A 19549-nucleotide genomic window follows, 5' to 3' on the forward strand; every position below is an offset into this window, starting at 1 on the left:
GCCAGCGAGGACAGGCGCCTCGACGACGTACCCAGCAGGTGTCGAACTCGACCCGCCCCGTGACCGCGAGCTGACGGCCGATGGGTTGGATTCGCGACGTCTTCGTCAGTCATCCCGAAATCGCCGTGTTCGTCGCGCTCGGTTTCGGATTTCTCATCGGCAAGGTGACGATTCGGGGCCTCGGTCTCGGTGCCGTCACCGGAACGCTGCTGGTCGGCGTCGTCATCGGCGCGGTCCTCGGTGAAGACCTTCGTGTCGATCCCGTCGTCAAGCAGATCTTCTTCCTGCTCTTCCTGTTCTCGCTCGGCTACAAGCTCGGACCGCAATTCGTGGCAGGCCTCCGTGGATCAGGACTGCCCCAAGCGGTCTTCGCGGTGGCGCTGGCGGCAGTCGGACTCGGGGCCGCTGTGGCGACAAGTCTCGTCCTGGGCTACAACCCTGGAATCGCCGCAGGACTCGCAGGCGGCGGACTGACGCAGTCCGCCATCATCGGCGTAGCTCAGGACGCGATCTCAGGACTGCCGATCGACGCGGACACCGCGGCGCAGTGGAGTGACCTGGTGCCGGTGGCATACGCCGTGACGTATATCTTCGGCACGATCGGGGCAGCTCTGTACATCTCGTTCGTCGCCCCCCGCCTGCTCGGGATCAGAAACCTCCCCGAAGCCGCACACGACCTCGAGGTGCAGCTCGGGTTCCACGAGGACGACCCGGACGTCACGAGTGCGTATCAGCACATCCATCGCCGCGCCTACCTGCTCGACGACACCTTCACCGCCCAGTCGATCGCGGAGTTCGAATCCGAATCCGTGCGTCGCACCGGCTCTCACCTGTACATCGCACGCGTTCGTCATGGAGGGGAGATCGTCGAGCCGGACCTGGACCACGGTCTCGTCGCCGGCGATGTCATCGTCGTGGCCGGTGCATACCCTGCCCTCATCGACGAGCATCTCGAACGATTCGCCGCCGAGGTGGTGGATCCGGAGATTCTCGACTTCGCTCTCGAGACGCTCAGCATCGTCGTGACGAGCAAGGAGGTCGTCGGAAGGACCGTTGCAGAGCTGCGTGCGGATCCACGCTCACGCCGGATCTTCCTCACCAAGGTGACTCGGGCCGGTCAGACGCTGCCGTTCACGGGGGCCACCGTCCTCCAGGGTGGTGACGAGCTGCGCGTGCAAGGCCCGCTTTCCCTTCTGGAGCAGGGGATCCGTCACGTGGGCTACCCGGAACGCACCGACCCGAAATCCGACATGGTCACCGTCGCCTTCGGCATCACGGCGGGCGCGTTGATCGGAGTTCCGACGATCGTCCTCGGCTCCGTGCCCCTGTCGCTGACCACGAGCGTGGGCGCTCTCCTCGTGGGTCTGCTGCTCGGCTGGCGACGCGCGAAGAGCCCGACGTTCGGCCATGTACCACCCGGTGCACAGTGGTTCTTCGAGACCGTCGGCCTCACGCTGTTCGTAGCCGTCGTCGGCATCAACGCCGGCCCGGGCTTCGTCGCGGGACTCCGGGACTACGGCGTCCAGCTCTTCCTCGCGGGAGTCTTCGTGACCTTGGCACCCCTCATCGTGATGACCCTCGTCGGTCGGTTCATCTTCAGGAAGACGCACCCCGTCCTCATCCTGGGGATGTTGACGGGTGCACTCACAACGACTGCCGCGGTCGGCACCCTCCGCGAGACAGCCAAGAGCAGTGTGCCGCTGCTCGGCTTCACGGTGCCGTACGCCGTGGGGAACATCGTGCTCACCATCGGAGGCGCCGTCGTCGTCGCCATCACCTCCACCACCGGTTGATCTGAGGAGAACTCATGCCCATCGCCAGCGTATCCCGCGAGCAGATCGCCCGACTACAGACGCTCTCCCCATTCGAGCTCAAAGCAGAACTGCAGCGGCTCGCAGGTGAGCACGAATCACGCACAGCCTTCCAGATGCTCAACGCGGGCCGCGGAAACCCCAACTTCATCGCTCCAACCCCTCGTGAAGCGTTCTTCGCGCTCGGGCAGTTCGCATTGGAGGTGTCTCGTGAGAACAAGGAGTGGGACACCGAACTGATCGGGGTGCCGGAGAAGGACGGTATCGCCGAGCGCTTCCGCGCCTGGCTGGCCGCGCATGAGGGTGAGCCCGGGGTCGAGCTGCTTTCCAAGGTGCTGGCGTACGGCATCGACACACTGGGCTTCATTCCGGACTCGTTCGTGTGGGAGCTTGCAGATTCGGTGATCGGCGACCACTACCCCGAGCCGGATCGGATGCTCGCCCACGCCGAGGCCATCACGCACGCCTATCTCGTACAGGAGATGTGCGCGGGAATCGAACCGGAGGAGCCCTTCGATCTCTTCGCGGTGGAAGGCGGCACCGCAGCCATGTGCTACATCTTCGACACCCTGCTCAAGAACCGCTTGCTGCACAAGGGCGACACCGTCGCGATCATGACGCCCATCTTCACCCCCTACCTCGAGATCCCTCGACTCGCCGACTACGACTTCGACGTGATGCACATCGAAGCGAGCGTCGTCGACGCCCGGGGAGTGAACCTGTGGCAGTTCCCCGCAGAGGAGATCGAGCGCCTGCGTGATCCGTCGGTGAAGGCCCTCTTCGTCGTGAACCCCACGAATCCTCCGTCTGAACGGATCCCCGAAGACACGCTGCGACACATCGCCGATGTGGTCGCCACGGACAACCCGGATCTCGTCATCATCACCGACGACGTCTACGGCACCTTCATCGACGGTTTCCGCTCCTTGATGTCGGAGATCCCCGAGAACACGATCGGGGTGTACTCGTACTCGAAGTACTTCGGGGCGACCGGTTGGCGACTCGGAGTCATCGCGGTCAACCGCGACAACATCTTCGACCGGCGCCTTGCGGAGCTCCCCGACACGGTCCTCGACGAGCTCGACGCCCGGTACGGCACACTGTCGCTGCATCCGAGACGGATCCGCTTCATCGACCGCCTCGTCGCGGACAGCCGGTCTGTCGCGCTCAATCACACCGCCGGGCTCTCCCTCCCGCAGCAGTGCATGATGCTCCTCTTCTCCGCATACTGCATCCTCGACACCGCAGACCACTACAAGCACGAGACGCAGGCGCTCATCGCCCGGCGTCTTGAGTCGCTCACGAACGGTATGCAGGTGCACCTCCCGGAGGACGCGAACCGCGTCGGCTACTACATCGAGCTGGACATGCTGGCCTACGCGCGCCGGCATTGGGAGCCGGCTTTCGCCGACTTCCTCGAGGCGAACTACGAACCCACGGACATCCTGTTCCGACTTGCCGAGCAGACAGGGATCATCCTGCTGAACGGGGGAGGTTTCGAGGGACCGGTGTGGTCCATTCGCATCTCGTTGGCCAACCTGCGGGACGTGCAGTATGCGCAGATCGGAAGAAGTCTGCGTGCAGTCGCCCTCCAGTACGTCGACGAGTGGGAGCGAGCCCGTTGAACCTGCAGGACGGCACCTCCGAGGGAGACGCTGATGGTCACTGACGTCGAGAGACGCCCGCGAACGGCCATCGTCTCCGTGTCGAAACGGATTCCACTGACGTTGTCGCTGGTGGCAGTCCTGCTCGTCACCGGTCTCGTGTGGGGCGGGCTGTGGACCTCGTTCGAGCAGAACGCGTTGTTCGACTCCGTGGCGTACGGGCTACCGGCACTGCGGGAAGGGCGGTGGTGGACGGCGATCACGGGGACGTTCTTCGTCAATCATCCCGCGGTCTACCCCTTCGTCATCATCAGTGCGGTCGGACTCGCCGTGCTGGAGTACCGGCGCGGTTCGCGAACTGCCGCCTGCTACTTCGGTGCCGGTCAGCTCTTCGGCATCCTCGCCAGCGCCCTGTTCCTCTGGCTGGCGGCGCTCTTGCCGTGGTCCTGGGCGCAGGAACAGGCCATGGTGCTCGATGTGGGACCGTCAGGTGGCACGATGGCCGGTCTCGCGGCCGCTGCAGGCCTGCTGAAGGCGCCGTGGCGCGTACGTGCGTGGTTCGTCCTGCTGGGCTTCAAGTTCGTCATGCTGCTGTTCGTCGGAACCCTGGCCGATCTCGAGCATGCGTTCGCCGTGCTCCTCGTCCTCGTCATCGACCGGCCTCTTCGCATCGGGCGCACGACCGTTCGAGAACAACGTCTCATCGCCTTCGTGTCGACGCTGGTGATCCTCGCGGTCGAACTCCTCACGCTTCTCGTACCCACTGATGGTCCTTTCGGTGCGACGGGAGCCTTCCAGGGGCCGTTCGTCGATGCCGTGATCGACGGCGGTGTCATCGCCCTCCTCGCGGTGGGTCTCCGGCGAGGGCGTCGGTGGGCATGGATCGCCGCACTCGTGCTGGCGATCGTCAACGTCATCACCGGAACCCTGCTGTTCGTCCTGGCAGCTGTCTTCGACCCTCAAGAACTGGCTGCCCAGTTCGGGGACTTCGACGTCACCCTGGCGCAATCCGTGTTGTGGCTGCTCCTCGTCGTCTACCTGGTGGTGGTTCGCCGAGCGTTCCGCTCCCGCCGACGGGCGACCATCGGTGACGCCCCGGCGCCCTCCCGGGACGAGGTCAAAGACGCCCTACGAGCAAACGGCGGCGGAACGCTCTCCTGGATGAGCACCTGGGATGACAACAGCTACTTCCGCTCCACCGCAGGCGCCATCGTGGCGTATCAGCGCCGGGCGGGTGTGGCGCTCGCGCTGGCTGATCCCGTCGGTCCACCGACGGCCCGAGCCACAGCGGTCAGCGAATTCATCCGCGTCGCCGAGGATGCCGGACTTGTGCCCTGCTTCTTCAGCGCGAGCGAAGAGACGCTCCACGCGATTCCCGTCGGATGGCGCAGCATCGTCGTCGCCGACGACACCATCGTCGACCTGCCAGGCTTGGAATTCACGGGTAAGCGGTGGAACTCGGTCCGCACCGCCATGAACCGCGCGGACCGTGAACAGATGAGCTTCCGCCTCACCCGGCTCGCGGACGAACCATGGGGCGTCAAACAGCAGCTCCGGGCCATTTCCGAAGCCTGGGTTGGTGACAAGGGCCTCCCTGAGATGGGCTTCACGCTGGGCACGCTGACCGAAGCCGAGGACCCCGAAGTGCGGGTGGCTCTCGCCATCTCGCCCGCAGGTGACGTCGACGGATTCACCTCGTGGCTCCCGGTGTACGGAGAGGAGGGCCGAGCGGCCGGTTGGACACTCGACCTCATGCGGCGCCGCGAGGGCGGATTCGGTCCGGTGATGGAATACCTCATCGGATCGTCGGCGCGACAGTTCTCACGCGAGGGAGCTCAGATCCTCTCCCTCTCCGGCGCGCCGTTGGCACACGGAGACCAATCCACCGGGGGCTCGATCGCACGCCTGTCCGACTGGCTGGCGGACGTCCTGGAACCGGTCTACGGGTTCCAGTCCCTGCACCGCTTCAAGGAGAAGTTCCATCCACGCTACGAGACCATGTACCTGCTGTTCCGCGACGAAGGCGACCTCGGCCGTATCGGCGCGGGCCTCACGCGCGCGTTCCTGCCAGAGGCGACACTTCGCCAGTTCGCAGCAGCAGGACTCGACCTCGTCACTGAGCGGTGAGCGTGCGGGACCCCCGCCGAGGGCACCCCGTCGTCACGTTCACACGATCGGCTGCGCCGTACCCGTCACGGAGATGCCGCCGGTGGCGGGGACGTCGACGGTCAGCAGGCTGGGCGCACCGACGTGGTGGCCCTGCCGGATGAGGATGCGGGCCGGAGGGGTGATCAGGCCGAGCGCTCGCAGGTAGCCGCCGAGGGAGGCTGCAGCGGAACCGGTCGCCGGGTCCTCGGTGATGTCTCCGACCGGGAAGAGGTTGCGGGCCTCGACGTGCAGGTGGCCGGCGTCGTCGAAGCCGTGATCGTGGACGACCGTTGCGGTCCCAGCCCAACCCTGCTCGTCCATGAGCGCGCGCAGGGCGGCAGGATCGAAGGTGAAGGCGTCGAACGCAGCCTGCTCACGGACCGCGACGACCGGGTGCCGGTTGCCGGCGAACGACTCGCGGAGCGGCCACCGTTCGTCGAGGTCGGAGCGCTGCAGTCCGAGCAGGGACAGCAGGCGATCGGCGACCTCGTCGTCGAGGTCGCGCACGGTGGGTTCGACGCTCGTGAACGACGCAGTGATCCGTCCGGAGTCGGGACCGGACCCGGCGTCGGCGTCGGACGCGGTCTCGACGACGAGGGGTCCGACGTTCGTCTCCAGGGTGAAGCGTCCGACGCCACGGCGCTCGGCCAGTGTGACGGCGGTGGCGATGGTCGCGTGACCGCAGAACGGCACCTCGGCACCGGGGGAGAAGTAGCGCAACCGCACGTGGCGGTCGTCGCCGTCCACACCCGCATCGACGACGAACGCCGTCTCCGGATACGCGACCTCGGTGGCGACCGCCTGCATCTCGGCGTCGGACAGCGACGAGGCGTCGAGGACGACCCCCGCCGGGTTGCCTCCGCCGGGCTCGGCGGCGAAGGCGGTGAGGCGGAGGATCTCGGGAGGTCGCGTGTTCGACATCCGACGATGCTATCTCGCGAGGTCGTCGTCGCCGACGGCGGTGACCTCGACCATCCACGCGCGTTCCGGGTGCGACGACGGGGTCTGGAGACCGGCGTGGAGGAGCGACCTGCCGGACGCGACGACGCCGGTCCAGCCCGCGAGCGGACCGTCGACGTCGTCCTCGTCACCGAACCAGGCGGGGACGGTGCGACCACCGGCCGGTTCGCCGATGCGCAGCGGTCGCACCCGGTAGCGGCGCTCCGGGTCGAGACCGCGCAGGGTGAACCGTCCGATCCTGGCCACGTCCGAGCGCCCGAGGAAGGCGAGCGCGTAGAGGGCGCTCGAGCCGTCCGCGGCGACCACGCCGGTGATCTGCAGCGCGTCGTCGACCATGTCCTCGCGGATGAGCCGTCCCGTGTGCAGCAGCGCACGCGTCGACCGGTACAGGGCGAACCACTCGCGCAGCTCGTCGAGCTCCGCCGGTGACGCCTGCCGCAGGTCCCACTCGACACCGAGGTGTCCGAAGAGCGCGGTCGTGGCACGGAACGACAGCTCGTGGGAGCGGCCGGTCGTGTGCGACCGCCCGGACGCGATGTGCGCGCCGAGCCGTTCGAGCGGGACGAGCTGGGCGGTCCAACGGTTGATCTGCTGCCGTTCGAGCGGGTCGCTGCAATCGGAGGCCCAGACCCGTTGGGTCCGTTCGAGGACGCCGAGGTCGACCCGCGAGCCGCCGGAGGAGCAGGACTCGATCTCGAGCCCGGGGAAGCGGTTCGCGAGCTCGTCCATCAACCGGTACACGGCCGCCGTCTGACGATGCACGCCGGCTTGGCCGCCGGGCGCCGAGCCGGCGTCGACGAGGTCACGGTTCTGGTCCCATTTGATGTAGGCGATGTCGACCTCGGTGAGGATCGCCGTCATCCGCTCCAGGACGGAGGCGAACGCCTCGGGCCGACCGAGGTCGAGGACGTGCTGGTTCCTGGCCGGGACGGGCAGCCGACCGCCGGTCTGCATGACCCAGTCCGGATGTTCGCGAGCGAGGTCCGAGTCGAGGTTCACCATCTCCGGCTCGAACCACAGGCCGAACTCCATGCCCAACGCACGGACCCGGTCGGCGAGCGGCTGCAGGCCCTCCGGCCACACCGCCTCGTCCACGAACCAGTCGCCGAGCCCGGCCCGGTCGTGCCGTCGGCCGCGGAACCAGCCATCGTCGAGGACGAACCGTTCGATCCCGAGTGAGGCGGCGACCTCGGCCAACTCCGTCAGCGCCGCGGCGTCGTGATCGAAGTAGACCGCCTCCCACACGTTGAGGGTGATCGGGCGATCCCTGGTCGGATGACTCGGCCGCGAGCGCAGGTGCTCGTGGAACAGTGCAGCCTGGGCGTCCAAGCCGTCACCGTACGCGCCGTACACCCATGGGCTCGTGTAGGTCTCGCCTGGACCGAGGCGCACCTCGTCGGGCAGGAGCAGCTCGCCGCCCCCGATCACCTGATCGCCGGTCGAGACCCGCTCCGCGAGATGCCGCTGATTGCCGCTCCATCCGACGTGCACACCCCAAACCTCACCGGCGGCGAAGCCGAAGCCGGGGACGCCGACGTTCAGGACGAGCGGGGCGTCGGGGCCGGTCCGTCCGCGTCGGTCCTCGCGGACCCAGGCACCGACGTGGAGCGGTGCACGCTGCGGCGTCCGCTCCTTGCCCCAGCGGCCCGCGAGATCGAGGACCTCACGCGCGCGGGCGGGGATCGGCAGGGCGAGATGCAGGTCGTCGAGCCGGAAGATGCCGTCGGCGGTGTTGCCGAGCGTGGCCCGGACACGGAGGAGGCCGGCCTCGCTCAGCTCGAACTCGAGCCGCACCGACAGCCCGGCCTCGGTGTCGCGCCCGTCGACCGTGACGGAGCGCGGCGTCACCTGCGCGGTCCCCATGGTGAACAGCGGCGACCAGTCACGTCCGTCGCGACTGCCGGTGATCCCGGGCCGGCCGAGCCAGGCCTCGCTCTGCTCCGGCAGCACCGCGAGACGCGTCGGGCGATCAGGGGCGTTCTCCGTGACGAAGCGCTCCGCACCCCGCACGAGGTCGGCGAGCTCCGGCTCTCCGAGGGGGCCGAGGTCGGCGCCCCAGTACGCGATCGACGGTGGTCGGGCGTCGCGCAGATCGAGCACGACGCTCACCGAGCGCGATCGGAGATGGACGACGGTGTCTGCGGTCATCGTCCGACCCTATCCGCGGACAGCGCCCTGGAGAGTCGCAGGGCGTGCGCTCCGCTCGTCGCAGTCGACCGCTGCACCAGGCGGATCCGGGAGACGGTCGGCCCCCAGACCTCCAGGAGTTTCGGATCGTCGATCTCGATGCGGTCCACCTCGGCGTCGAACGAGGCGGTGTCGGTCTCCATCCGCGCGGCACCGACCAGGATCCCGTCGTCGGCGACGATCGGCTCGACGGCGGTCAGGAGGGTGAGCGTCATCCGCGAAGCCTCCGCGAACGTCCAGGCGTCCTCGACGACGACGGCACCGTCCGCACGGTCGAGCGTCACCGTGCGGCCGAGCGCGGTGAGTCCCGCCTCGACCGGGTAGGCGCCTTGGAGGGACATGGCGAGGGAGGCGCCACTGCCCTCGTCCGAGAACCGTGTGCCGGTCGCCTCGTACCGCCGCCCGTGCGGCTGCTCGATCCCGGCCGGGAGCGGGACGTTGTGGAACGCACTCCGCATGGTCCAGATGCCGTAGCGGGTGTCGGGCATGAAGGTGTCGCGGCGGTACACCCCGACACCGACGTCGATGAGGACCGGCGCCCCGTCGAGCGAGACGATGACCCCACCCACGTCGTTGTGGTTGTGACTGACGTCGTTGTGGCCGCCCTTCGCCGCGACCGCCCATCCGTCCACGCGACCGGCGGCCTCCCGGAACACCGCGACCTCCGTGCCCGGCGCGTACCAGGACGCCGGCATCCCGGGCGCGGCGTCACCCGACGTCGTCCACCCCGGGTCGAGCAGTTCCGCCAGGGTGCGGCGGAACAGCGGCGCGAGCTGGCCCGAGAAGCCGAGCGGATGCAGCCGACCCATCCAGCGCGCGTGCGCCGCGACCGCCTCGTCACCGACGCGCTCGCCGAACCGGGCGAGCAGGTTCCAGGTCGCGTTCGCCGGCAGGTTCGCGGACCCGTCCGAGAAGTTCACCTGCGACTCGGCGGAGAGCTGCATGGCCATCGGGAACCGGGCCATCGCGGCCACCGGTGCGACCGCGAACCCGTCGAAGCCACCGTCCGTGACCTCGCCCAGGAGGTCGAGCGCTTCGAAGAGCGTCGCCCCCGCCCACCACCAGTAGGTCGCGCCCTCATCGCAGCTCCCGTCCTCGGCGTACCCGGCACGGAACCGGTCCAGGATGACGAGCGCTCGGTCGACCGACGCCGACAGCGCGTCCACGTCCGTCTCGACCACGGCCGAGCAGACGAGGACGTTCGACACGATCCACGGTGCCCAGTTGTTCGGCGGGCCGTCGAGCCCGTGCCAGAAGTCCACCTCGTCGCGCCACGGGTCCAACACGCGGCGTCTGATCTCGGCGTGCACCCGAGCCCGCAGCCCGGGGAACAGTCGCTCCAGTCGGTCGCCGGCGATCGTGTCGATCGCGGCGAGCATGCCGCCGACATACCCGTCGGACAGGTCGAGCACGTCACGACCGGGGACCGGGAGGAAGGGGCGCTCGCCGGACTCCGGCAGGGCGTAGTGGGACGGCAGGCACCAGGCGGTGAGTTCGCACAGTCGCCAGATCCGGTCGCCGAGCTCGACGGCCCAGTCGTCGTCGTCGGTCACGCCGAGCGCGAGCGCGGAGGAGGCGACCGCGCCGAGGAGCGCCTGCTGCGCCGTCTCGTACGGGGTCCGTTCGCCGTCGGCGCTGTACCGTGCCCAGAGCGACAGGGTGGGCGGCGTGCGGTCCGCTTCCGCGCACCACGCTCGGGCGGCGTCGAGCAACGCCGAACGATCGCGTTCCGCGACCCGGTCCCAGGCGGCGCGGTCCCCGATCGGAGGGCCAGCACGCCAACCTCCGACCCGTAGGGCCAGCCGCGCGCTCGGCCCGAACCGTCCAGCGAAGCTCTGGGCCGTCGGCGCGGTGGTGTCCACTGGGAGGGTCATGATCTGGCTGCTCCTGCTCGATGGTCGGGTCACGCCTGGAGGGCGAGTGCTGCGAGGGTGATCGGCTGTCGGAAGGTCCCGGTCCTGGCGAGGTGCAGGACCTCGTCGACCGTGTTGGTGGCGAGACGCGCGAGTTCGTTGCCGGCGGAGCCCGCGATGTGCGGGGTGATGACGGTGTTCGGGGTGGACCACAGCCGCGACGACGGCGGCAGCACCTCGGGGGAGGTCACGTCCAGGATGGCGACGAGGTCGCCGCGGTCGAGTCGATCGGCGAGCGCCTCATGATCGATGAGGTCGCCCCGCGCGGTGTTGATGACGGTCGTGCCGGGACGCATCGCCTGCAGGAGCGACCGGTCGACGAGATGACGGGTCGACGGCAGGGCCGGTGCATGGAGTGTGACGATGTCGCTCCGGGCGGCGAGCTCCTCGAGCGGGACACAGGGCACGCCGACGGCCAGCTGCTGCTCGTGATCGAGCGTCGGGTCCGCGACCAGCACCTGCACGTCGAGCGATGAGAGCCGCTCGATGACGAGCCGGCCGATGCGCGAGGCCCCGACGACACCGACGGTGATCCCGTTCCCGCCGACCGTCGGCCAGACCCGCTCGCCGTCGACGGGTGCCCGGGAGGCCCGCAGGGCGTCCGCCGCCCAGAACGTGCGCTTCGCGGCGAGGATGACCATCGCCAGCGTGAACTCGGCGACCGGGACCGCGTTGGCGTCGGCGCTGGACGTGAGCGCCACGCGACGTTCGAGGAGGGCGTCGGTGACGATGCCCCGGACACTTCCCGCCGAGTGGGCCACCGCGCGCAGCGCCGGGAGGGCGCGGAGCAGCGGTTCGTCGAGGACCGGGGAGCCCCAGCCGGTCACGAGCACCTCGACCTGGCCGAGGCGTGCGCGGTCGTCAGCCAGCTCGGGATGCAGCGGCCGGTCGGCGACCAGTCGGACGCGGGGGTCGGACCGCAGCCGGTCGAGGTCCGACGCGGAGAAGACCCGGTCGAACGTGCCATCCGGCATGAGGAAGCCGATCACGCCCGGACGGGGGCTCTGGCTGTGCAGCATCGTCGCCTCCGGTCGTCTCGACAGCAGGGTCCATCCCAGTGCGTGCCGTTCGGTGGTGTCAAGCGCGACCGATCAAACGAACATCAAACGAACAGAGAGCGATGTCAGCGTGGAGAGGCGGTGGAGTCGCGCAGGCTGAGGCTCGGGCGGAGGTTCATGTGCCGAGCGGCGAACCCCTGCTGCGAGGCCGCAGAGATGCGTTCGAAGCACATGGTCGCCGCGAACCGGCCGATGTCGCGCTTCGGTGGGGCGACGGCCGTGAGCGGCACCCGTGCCAGGCCGGCGACCTCGTCGTCGTACGCGACGATCGAGAGGTCGCCGGGGATCGAGAGCCCGAAGTCGAGGGCCGCGTCCGCGAACTCGACCGCGTAGTGGTCCGAGTGGAGGAACACCGCCGTCGTGCCGGACGCCACGCAGGCCTCGAGGTATTGCCTGGTCTGCTCGCCGACCCCGCGCTGATCGTCGATGATGGCGGTGGTCGCGTCCGCGCGGAGGCCGAGTTGGCGGACGGCGCGTTCGTACCCGAGTCGCAGCGCGGGGGTCGTCGGGGTGTCGAAGGCCGCCATGCCGATGCGTTCGTGGCCGAGCGCCGCCAGGTGGCGGATCGCCGTGACGGCGCCGGCCGCGTGGTCGCTTCGCACGAACTCGAGGCCGTCGCCGACCGGCGACTCGGCGACCGACCGCTCCACCAGGACGACGGGTACCGGCGCCTGTTCGAGCCGCTCCAGCGTGGGGAGGGCGTCGAGGGCCGAGGTGGTGACGAGCAGGCCGTCCACGCCACCGGCGAGCAGCCGCTCGATCTGGTCGCGTTCGCGCGCCGGGTCGTAGCGCGAGACGCCGAGGACGATCCTGCCGCCGAGCGACTGAGCCCGCTCGACCGCACCGGCCACGATCGTCGGGAAGTAGTAACTCGGGTCCGGGACCACGAATCCGAAGGTGAACAGGGTGTCGGCTGCGCCGGCGGACGGCGACGGACGGGCCCCCGGGCGATGTGCGATACCGGTGGTCGGCTGCGTGTCGACGGACACCGCTCCGCCGTGCACACGGCGGAGCAGCCCCTGTTCGCCGAGCTCCCGGAGGTCCCGCCGGACGGTCATCGCCGAGATGCCCATGCGCTCGGCAAAGTCGGCCGCGGAGAGGCTCCCGTGGATCCGCAGCTCCGCGAGGATGCGGTCGTGCCGGTGCGAGAGCGCCATGGTCATCTCCGATGTTCGATATCTGTTCGGATGGTTGAATGATCTTGACTTTACTCAGCGGCCCCGCGAATGATGGCCAACGTTCGAGAGAACGGCGCGGATGCCCCAGATCAGGCCTCCGCCGTGAGCAAGGGAGCTGCTGTGAGCGCGACGACGACCGATCGGCCGGAGACCATCCGACCACCGATCGCCCCAGCGGGGTCCGGAGGCCGGCCGACGAGGCGGAAGGTGCCGTTCCGGATGCAGTTCCGCCGTGACTCCCCGCTGCTGATCATGGTGACGCCGGCGGTCGTGCTCCTGCTCCTGTTCGTGTACATCCCGTTGCTCGGGAACGTCATCGCGTTCATGGACTACCAGCCCTACATCCCGATCCCGGACAGCCCGTGGGTGGGCTTCGCCAACTTCACGGCCCTCTTCGCCGACCAGGCGTTCTGGAACGCGGTCTCGAACACGCTCCAGATCACCTTCATTCAGCTGGTGCTGTTCTTCCCGGTGCCGATCGCCCTGGCGATCTTCATCCACTCCCTGACCTGGCCGTGGCTGCGCGCCACCGTCCAGTCGGTGCTGTACCTGCCGCACTTCCTGTCCTGGGTCATCGTGGTCGGCTTCTTCCAGCAGAGCCTCGGCTCGGGCGGGGTGCTGAACACCTGGCTGCGCCAGCTCGACCTCGGCACGATCTCGGTCATGTCCGACCCGGCCACCTTCAAGCTCCTGCTGTCCTCGCAGGTGATCTGGAAGGACGCGGGCTGGGGCACGATCATCTTCCTCGCGGCGCTCGCGGCCATCGACGACTCGCTCTACGAGGCCGCAGCCATCGACGGTGCGGGCGCGTGGAGTCGGTTCTGGCACATCACCCTGCCGGGGATCCGGCCCATCATCGTGCTCCTGCTCATCCTGCGGCTCGGCGAGGCGCTCTCCGTCGGGTTCGAGCAGATCATCCTGCAGCGGAACGCCGTCGGGCCCGGCGCGGCCGAGGTGCTCGACACCTACGTCTACTACCACGGGGTCATCGACGGGAACTGGAGCACCGGCATCGCCGCCGGGCTCATCAAGGGGCTCGTCGGTCTCATCCTCATCCTCGTCGCCAACAAGGCGGCGCACATGCTCGGCGAGCAGGGAGTGTATTCCAAATCATGAGCACCATCGTCCGACCGGTCTGGGCGGGGAAGCCGAAGCCCGTCGTCCTCGCGCTCAAGGCGCTCGCGATCGTCATGATCCTCGCCGTCATCCTGTTCCCGTTCCTCATCGTGGTCTCCACGAGCGTGTCGACCGCCGAGGACGTCACGGCCGCCGGCGGCTACGTCGTCTGGCCGAAGTCCTTCACCCTCGACGCCTATGAGCAGATCCTCGCCGGCGGGGTGGTGACCCGGGCGATCCTCGTGACGCTGTTCGTGACGGTCGTCGGTACGCTCATCAGCCTCGTCTGCACCGTGTCGGCGGCCTGGGCCCTCAGTCGGCGGTCGTTCTTCCAGCGGCCGGTGCTCATGATCGTCCTCGCGACGTTCCTGTTCACCCCCGGCCTCATCCCGCTCTACCTGATGGTGAAGCAGCTCGGTCTCCTCGACAACGTCTGGGCGCTCATCCTGCCCGGCGCGTTCAGCGTGTTCAACATGGTGGTCGTGCGCGGCTTCATGATGGGCATCCCGCAGGAGCTGATCGACAGCGCGAAGATCGACGGCGCCGGGGAGTTCCGCATCCTCGGGACGATCGTCCTGCCGCTGTCCCGCGCCGTCATCGCCGTCGTCGCCCTCTTCTACGCCGTCGGGTACTGGAACGCGTTCTTCAACGCGCTGCTCTACATCAACGACACCTCCAAGTGGACGCTGCAGCTCGTCCTGCGCACCTACGTACTGCAGGGGTCCTCACTCGTCGGCGGTGCCTCGGACGCCTCGGTGCTCCCGCCGGCGGAGTCGTTGCAGATGGCCGTGGTGCTCATCGCCATCGTCCCGATCCTCATCGCCTACCCGCTCGTGCAACGCCACCTCACGAAGGGGGTGCTGACCGGCGCCGTCAAGGGCTGACCGGTCCGCGTCCCGCCGCACGACACCACACCACACCCCGGCACCGTCGCCGGGATCCGAACCGCGCCTCCGGCGCTCGCCCCACCTCGAAGGAGACCTCGATGAACGACACCACCCCCGGCCTGTCACGCCGCACCTTCCTCACCGCGGCCGGCGTCAGCCTGGCCGTCCTGGGCCTCGGCTCGACGCTCGCCGGCTGCACCCCCGGCGGTGCGACCTCGGGGGCGGCGGGTTCCGGCGCACTCGTGCCCCTGCCCACCTACGTACCGATCACGAAAGGGCCGACGCCCGACCTCGCCGGTTCGGCGACGGTCCAGCCGGTGTACTACTCCGCGCCGAAGGAGGCGGAGCTCTTCACCTCCGTGTCGGGGAAGGCCGCCGTGAGTGGGACGGTGTCGGGCTTCGTGATCTCGTACAGCCCGCCGGCGCCGGCGTCGAACAGCTATCTCACGGCGGCCGAGCAGGAACTCGGCTGCAAGCTCGACCTGCAGGTGGTCCCCGCCGACTCCTTCGCGCCGAAGTTCGCCACGGTCATGGCGGGCGGCAGTGTGCCGGACCTCGTCGAGTTCCTCGCCTTCCAGCTGCCGCCCTCCTACCCGCAGCTGCTGAAGGCCCAGTTCGCCGACCTGTCCGACCACCTCTCGGGCGACAACGTGAAGACCTACCCGAACCTCGCGAACCTGCCGACGCCGTCCTGGGAGGGCTGCCGCATCAACGGTCGCATCTACGGCGTCCCGGTGAACCGGCCGCCCTTCGGCAACATGCTCATCTCGCGACCCGACCTCATCAAGGAGCTCACTGGGGCCGAGCCGACGCCGAAGACGAAGGACGACTTCACCGAGCTGTGCAAGGCGGTCACCGACGCCAAGCGCAACCGCTACGCGATCAGCGGGCAGAGCAACGGCGACAGTGTCGACTGGGGCTACGACTTCATGGGGGCGATGTTCGGCGTCCCGAACGGCTGGGAGCTGCAGGGCTCGAAGCTCGTGCACAAGTGGGAGTCGGACCGCTGGCTCGAGACGCTCTCGTACATCAAGGAACTCAAGGACGCCGGGTACTACCACCCCGACACCCCGAGCATCTCCGGCTCGCAGGCGAAGACCTACATGGCCAACGGCACGGTCCTCATGCACCAGGACGGCATCTCGGCGATCATCGACCCCAGTGCGCCGGAGGGCGTGTTGTACGACGCGATCCTCCCGTTCGCGGCGGACGGTGGCGACGGCATCGTCTACCAGGGGTCGTCGATGTTCTCGTTCACGGCCATCAAGCAGGCGGACGAGGCCCGGGTGAAGGAGCTGCTCACGCTGCTCAACCACCTCGCCGCCCCGTACGGCAGCACCGAAGGGTTCTTCCTCCAGTACGGTCGTGCCGGCGAGCACCACACGCGTGAAGCGGACGGTCGCGTCGTCCTGACCGAGGCGGGGTCCGCACAGATCGGCCCCACCTCGTTGAACCGGCTCGCCGCTGCCCCGCAGATCCTCGCGAGTGCCGTCCCGATGGAGGAGCGGCTGCGTCGCTCGCACGAGTGGCAGCAGAAGGCCTCACCGATGCTGCAGAAGAGCCCGATCACCGGCCTCTACTCCGAGACCGCCGGGAAGACGTCGTCGGCGACGAACAGCCTCTCGTCGACGATGAACGAGTACATCCTCGGCCGGACGGATCTCGACACGGTGAAGTCGGGCATCGCCTCCTGGAAGTCGTCGACGAACGACAAGGTCCGGGCCGAGTACCAGGAGGAGCTCGAGAAGCTGTCCTGACCGCGGCCGGCGGTCAGGCGCGCGGCCTGGCCCACATGACGACGCCGTACCAGGCGATGACCGCCACGACGCCGGCGATCAGCCCACCGAGGACGAGGTCGCCGAACGGGTCGTCGCCCGCGACGCCATTCAGGGTCCAGATGCCCAGGATCACTGCGGCGGCGAGGGCCGACGGGGTCAGCCAGCGCACCGAATCGCGGGCCAGACCCGGCTTCGGGGCGCGGCGCCGGGCCGACCCGAGGGCGCCGATCACGGAACCGAGGACGGCGATGCCCGCGAAGACCACTGCGAAGAGCCCCGGTGCCAGGGCAGCCGCCCGAGCCCAGCCAGCGGCGCCGGCGTCGGTACCGGCGACCGTCCCGGCCGGGAGGTCGAGGACCACGCCGAGGTCGTCGCCACGGACGTCGAGTGGCCATCCGCCGTCGTCGTCAGGCGTGAGCTCGACGGTCGCCGTCTCGCGGCCGGAACCGCCCTGGGACGCCGCCGGTCGCCACGTCCCGGCATCGGTGGGGGTCCACCCGGTGTCGACGGCGGCGTCGAGGAGCTCGTCGTCGGCGGTGAAGCTGAGCCGGAACGGTCCCTGCGCGACCTCCTCATCCCAGGCGACGCCGCTCGTCCAGCCGTCGAGGAGCGCGACCCATTTGACCTGGTCGACGTCCCGTCCATCGACGGTCGCGGCGACGGCCGGCCTCGTGGCGGTCGTTTGGATCACGACGTCGTGCAGGCCGGTGCGCACGTCGGCGAAGGTCGTGCGGAGCAGCAGTCGGCCGTCCCCGTGTTCCGTCGTGAAGGGCGCGTCATCGCCGTCGACCGTCACGCGGTCGACCGCGAGGCCCAGGTCCTGGCCGTCGACCACGGCGGGCCATTCGCGCACCACCTGTGCAGGCACCGAGCCCTCGTCGGAGAAGTCCACACCGAGCCGTTCGGTCACGCGCAGTCGTGCACCGTCGCCGTCGGTCCGCGTGAGCTCTGCGTCGAGGTCGGCTGTCGCGATCGTCGTGAGGGTCGATCCGGGGATGTCCCCCATGAATGAACGGGGCGTCGTGGGCTCTAACGACGGGGCCGGGAGGACACTCACCGCGACGATCGCGCCGGCGACGATGAGTACGGCGAGCACCCGGACGGCGATGCGCGGACCGCTCAGGAAGCCCGCTCTCGACCCGTCGGCGCGTGCAGCGCGTTCGGCCGCGGCGGCCGGCATGGTGATCTCCGGGGCGAGCAGCGCGGCCACCCGTCGGCCGGTCGCCCGAGGTGGAGCGCCGAGCACGGCGTAGGGCAGGAGGCGGTCGCGCAGGCTGGCGCGGTCGAGCAGCTGGGTCCGCTCGGCGAACACCCGGATGCCGAGCAGGTGCTGCTTCACGAGCGCACCCTTGCGGGTCAGCGGCCGGGCGGTCAGGGCGATCGCGAGCACGATGCCGGCGAAGACGGTCGAGAGGGCGACGAAGGCGAGCGGCCACCACACCACCGCGAGCACGGTCTGATGGGAGAGCTGCCGGACGATGCCCCACTGGAGGAGGGTCAGCGCGATCGGTGCGGCGATGAACCAGTCGCGGACGAAGCCCTTCGGGACCCGGCGGAGACCCGCACGGATCTGTCCGGCGCGTTCCGGCCCGGTGAGGTACCGGCGCAGGGCACGGGGTCGATCGCCCAGACGGCCGGCCCGCCTGGCGGCGCCTGCGGCCGCAACGAGGCGCGCCTGTCGCTTGGTCTGCTCCTTCGAGCCGCTGATGGCGGCGTCCTTCAGTCGCTCGGCGAGCTCCATCGTCGCGGGCGACCGGAGGAGGTGCGCCGCGGTGCGGGGCGTGATGCCCTCCGGAGGCTCCGACTGGGCGAGGTACCACGGACGTCCACGCGCGTCGCCCCACGCGACGGCCCTGGCTGCGAAGGACAGGAGGAGGGTCGCTGCGAGGACGAGCAGGGGGAGGACCGGCCCGAAGGTCTGCACCCAGAAGATCCAGGACTGCGGGGGCATGGTGATCGAGCCGGGCTCGAACGGCATGGTGAACCGCGCCTGCGCGTGCGGCGGGGCGGCGTCGTCACTCGTGAACGCGTAGGCGACCTCGCCGGGAGGCGAGTCGGCTTCCGGGGTCAGCCATTGCCCGGCACCGACCAGCGTCCAGGCGAGGGAGCCGCGTGGCTGGCGGACGAGACGGTCGTCGAGCTCCTGCGGGATGGTCACCCGGACGTCGAGCTTCGCCACGGCCTGCTGCAGATCGGGGCCGAACACGTCCCAGCGGAGGAGGTCGACGGGTCGCCCGGTCGCCGCGTCGGTGTCGACGTAGGCGAGGTCGGAGAGCTGGTATCGGATGACGAGCTCGTGGTCGCCCGTGAGCTGCTCGCCGGGGTCGACGACGAGCCGGAGGAAGACCGCCGCCCGCTCCCGGGTCACGTCCTGCTCGACGCCGTCCAGGGTCACCGTGATGAAGGACGGGTCGAGCGCGTGCCCCTGGTACTCGGTCGCGAGCACCCGCTCGATGGTCCGATCGTCGAGGTCCTTGGGGAAGAACGCGTCGATGCGCTCCTCGACCTCGGTGACGAGTCGACCGTCCTGGTCCGTGGTCACGCGGTAGTCGGCATCGAAGGAGCGGGCGATCCAGGTGTCCGTGACGTCGGACGCCTCGTCGGTGAGATCGTCGAGGGTGAGGGGCGGGTTGATGACCGGGCCGACCAGGAGGATGACGCCACCGACCGCGACCAGGGTCCAGAACAGCCGCAGCGCTCTGCGCAACCGCGGGCCGCCGCGGGACTGCAGCCACCGCTCGACTCGCAGCAGCCACGCGGACAGCACGACCCACAGCGGCGTGTGCCGCGGTGCGGGGTCCGGGATACGGGCCTCGGGTTCGACGGCGTCCGGTCCGCTCACCTCGTCCGTTCCCGTCACGCCGTCGAGTGTAATCGCGAGACGGCGACCGACCGGACGACGTCCGATG

At 69.2% G+C, this 19549-nt stretch carries 12 protein-coding genes; 6 read left to right on the top strand and 6 right to left on the bottom strand.

The annotated features are described in order from the left end of the window. Nucleotides 1–80: 80 nt before the first annotated feature. The 3 genes from QRN19_RS17310 (at nucleotide 81) to QRN19_RS17320 (ending at nucleotide 5542) form a co-directional block, all read left to right on the top strand. Entirely contained in the window at nucleotides 81–1793 is a 1713-nt protein-coding gene (locus QRN19_RS17310; protein ID WP_285028448.1) for an aspartate-alanine antiporter-like transporter, read from the top strand. A gap of 14 nt (nucleotides 1794–1807) precedes the next feature. Continuing rightward, nucleotides 1808–3436 (top strand): bifunctional aspartate transaminase/aspartate 4-decarboxylase, encoded by a 1629-nt coding sequence (locus QRN19_RS17315; RefSeq protein ID WP_285028450.1) that lies wholly within the window; start codon nucleotides 1808–1810, stop codon nucleotides 3434–3436. A 111-nt stretch (nucleotides 3437–3547) separates the two neighbouring features. Further along, on the top strand, nucleotides 3548–5542 hold the full coding sequence (locus QRN19_RS17320) for a bifunctional lysylphosphatidylglycerol flippase/synthetase MprF (protein WP_350224046.1): 1995 nt from the start codon (nucleotides 3548–3550) through the stop codon (nucleotides 5540–5542). 39 nt (nucleotides 5543–5581) lie between these two features. Here the strand turns inward: QRN19_RS17320 and QRN19_RS17325 are convergent, their stop codons facing one another. The 5 genes from QRN19_RS17325 to QRN19_RS17345 form a co-directional block, all read right to left on the bottom strand. Further along, nucleotides 5582–6484, bottom strand: coding sequence for a PhzF family phenazine biosynthesis protein (locus QRN19_RS17325; protein ID WP_285028454.1), 903 nt, complete (start codon nucleotides 6482–6484; stop codon nucleotides 5582–5584). A gap of 9 nt (nucleotides 6485–6493) precedes the next feature. After that, nucleotides 6494–8671 (bottom strand): alpha-galactosidase, encoded by a 2178-nt coding sequence (locus QRN19_RS17330; RefSeq protein ID WP_285028456.1) that lies wholly within the window; start codon nucleotides 8669–8671, stop codon nucleotides 6494–6496. Next, complete coding sequence (locus QRN19_RS17335; RefSeq protein WP_285028458.1) at nucleotides 8668–10584, bottom strand: heparinase II/III family protein; 1917 nt, start codon at nucleotides 10582–10584, stop codon at nucleotides 8668–8670. Before QRN19_RS17335 ends, QRN19_RS17330 begins: the two co-directional genes overlap by 4 nt. A 29-nt stretch (nucleotides 10585–10613) precedes the next feature. Next, nucleotides 10614–11642: a hydroxyacid dehydrogenase gene (locus QRN19_RS17340; RefSeq protein WP_285028460.1), complete on the bottom strand. Its 1029-nt coding sequence runs from the start codon at nucleotides 11640–11642 to the stop codon at nucleotides 10614–10616. A 104-nt stretch (nucleotides 11643–11746) separates the two neighbouring features. Next, nucleotides 11747–12838: a substrate-binding domain-containing protein gene (locus QRN19_RS17345; RefSeq protein WP_285028462.1), complete on the bottom strand. Its 1092-nt coding sequence runs from the start codon at nucleotides 12836–12838 to the stop codon at nucleotides 11747–11749. A gap of 141 nt (nucleotides 12839–12979) precedes the next feature. On the opposite strand from QRN19_RS17345, the gene QRN19_RS17350 reads away from it, so the two are divergent. From QRN19_RS17350 to QRN19_RS17360, 3 genes are all read left to right on the top strand, one after another. Next, the gene (locus QRN19_RS17350; RefSeq protein WP_285028465.1) at nucleotides 12980–13975 is read left to right on the top strand and encodes an ABC transporter permease; all 996 of its coding nucleotides are present in this window, start codon (nucleotides 12980–12982) and stop codon (nucleotides 13973–13975) included. Further along, complete coding sequence (locus QRN19_RS17355; protein ID WP_285028467.1) at nucleotides 13972–14859, top strand: carbohydrate ABC transporter permease; 888 nt, start codon at nucleotides 13972–13974, stop codon at nucleotides 14857–14859. Before QRN19_RS17350 ends, QRN19_RS17355 begins: the two co-directional genes overlap by 4 nt. A gap of 101 nt (nucleotides 14860–14960) precedes the next feature. Next, a complete protein-coding gene (locus QRN19_RS17360) occupies nucleotides 14961–16619 on the top strand; it encodes an extracellular solute-binding protein (RefSeq protein ID WP_285028469.1) in 1659 nt (552 codons plus the stop codon). Between the two features lie 13 nt (nucleotides 16620–16632). Here the strand turns inward: QRN19_RS17360 and QRN19_RS17365 are convergent, their stop codons facing one another. Then, nucleotides 16633–19500, bottom strand: a complete 2868-nt coding sequence (locus QRN19_RS17365; protein WP_285028472.1) for a hypothetical protein — start codon at nucleotides 19498–19500, stop codon at nucleotides 16633–16635. Between the last annotated feature and the right edge of the window lie 49 nt (nucleotides 19501–19549).

Origin of the sequence: Plantibacter sp. ME-Dv--P-122b, from assembly GCF_030209375.1 — a bacterium.
Taxonomy (GTDB): domain Bacteria; phylum Actinomycetota; class Actinomycetes; order Actinomycetales; family Microbacteriaceae; genus Plantibacter.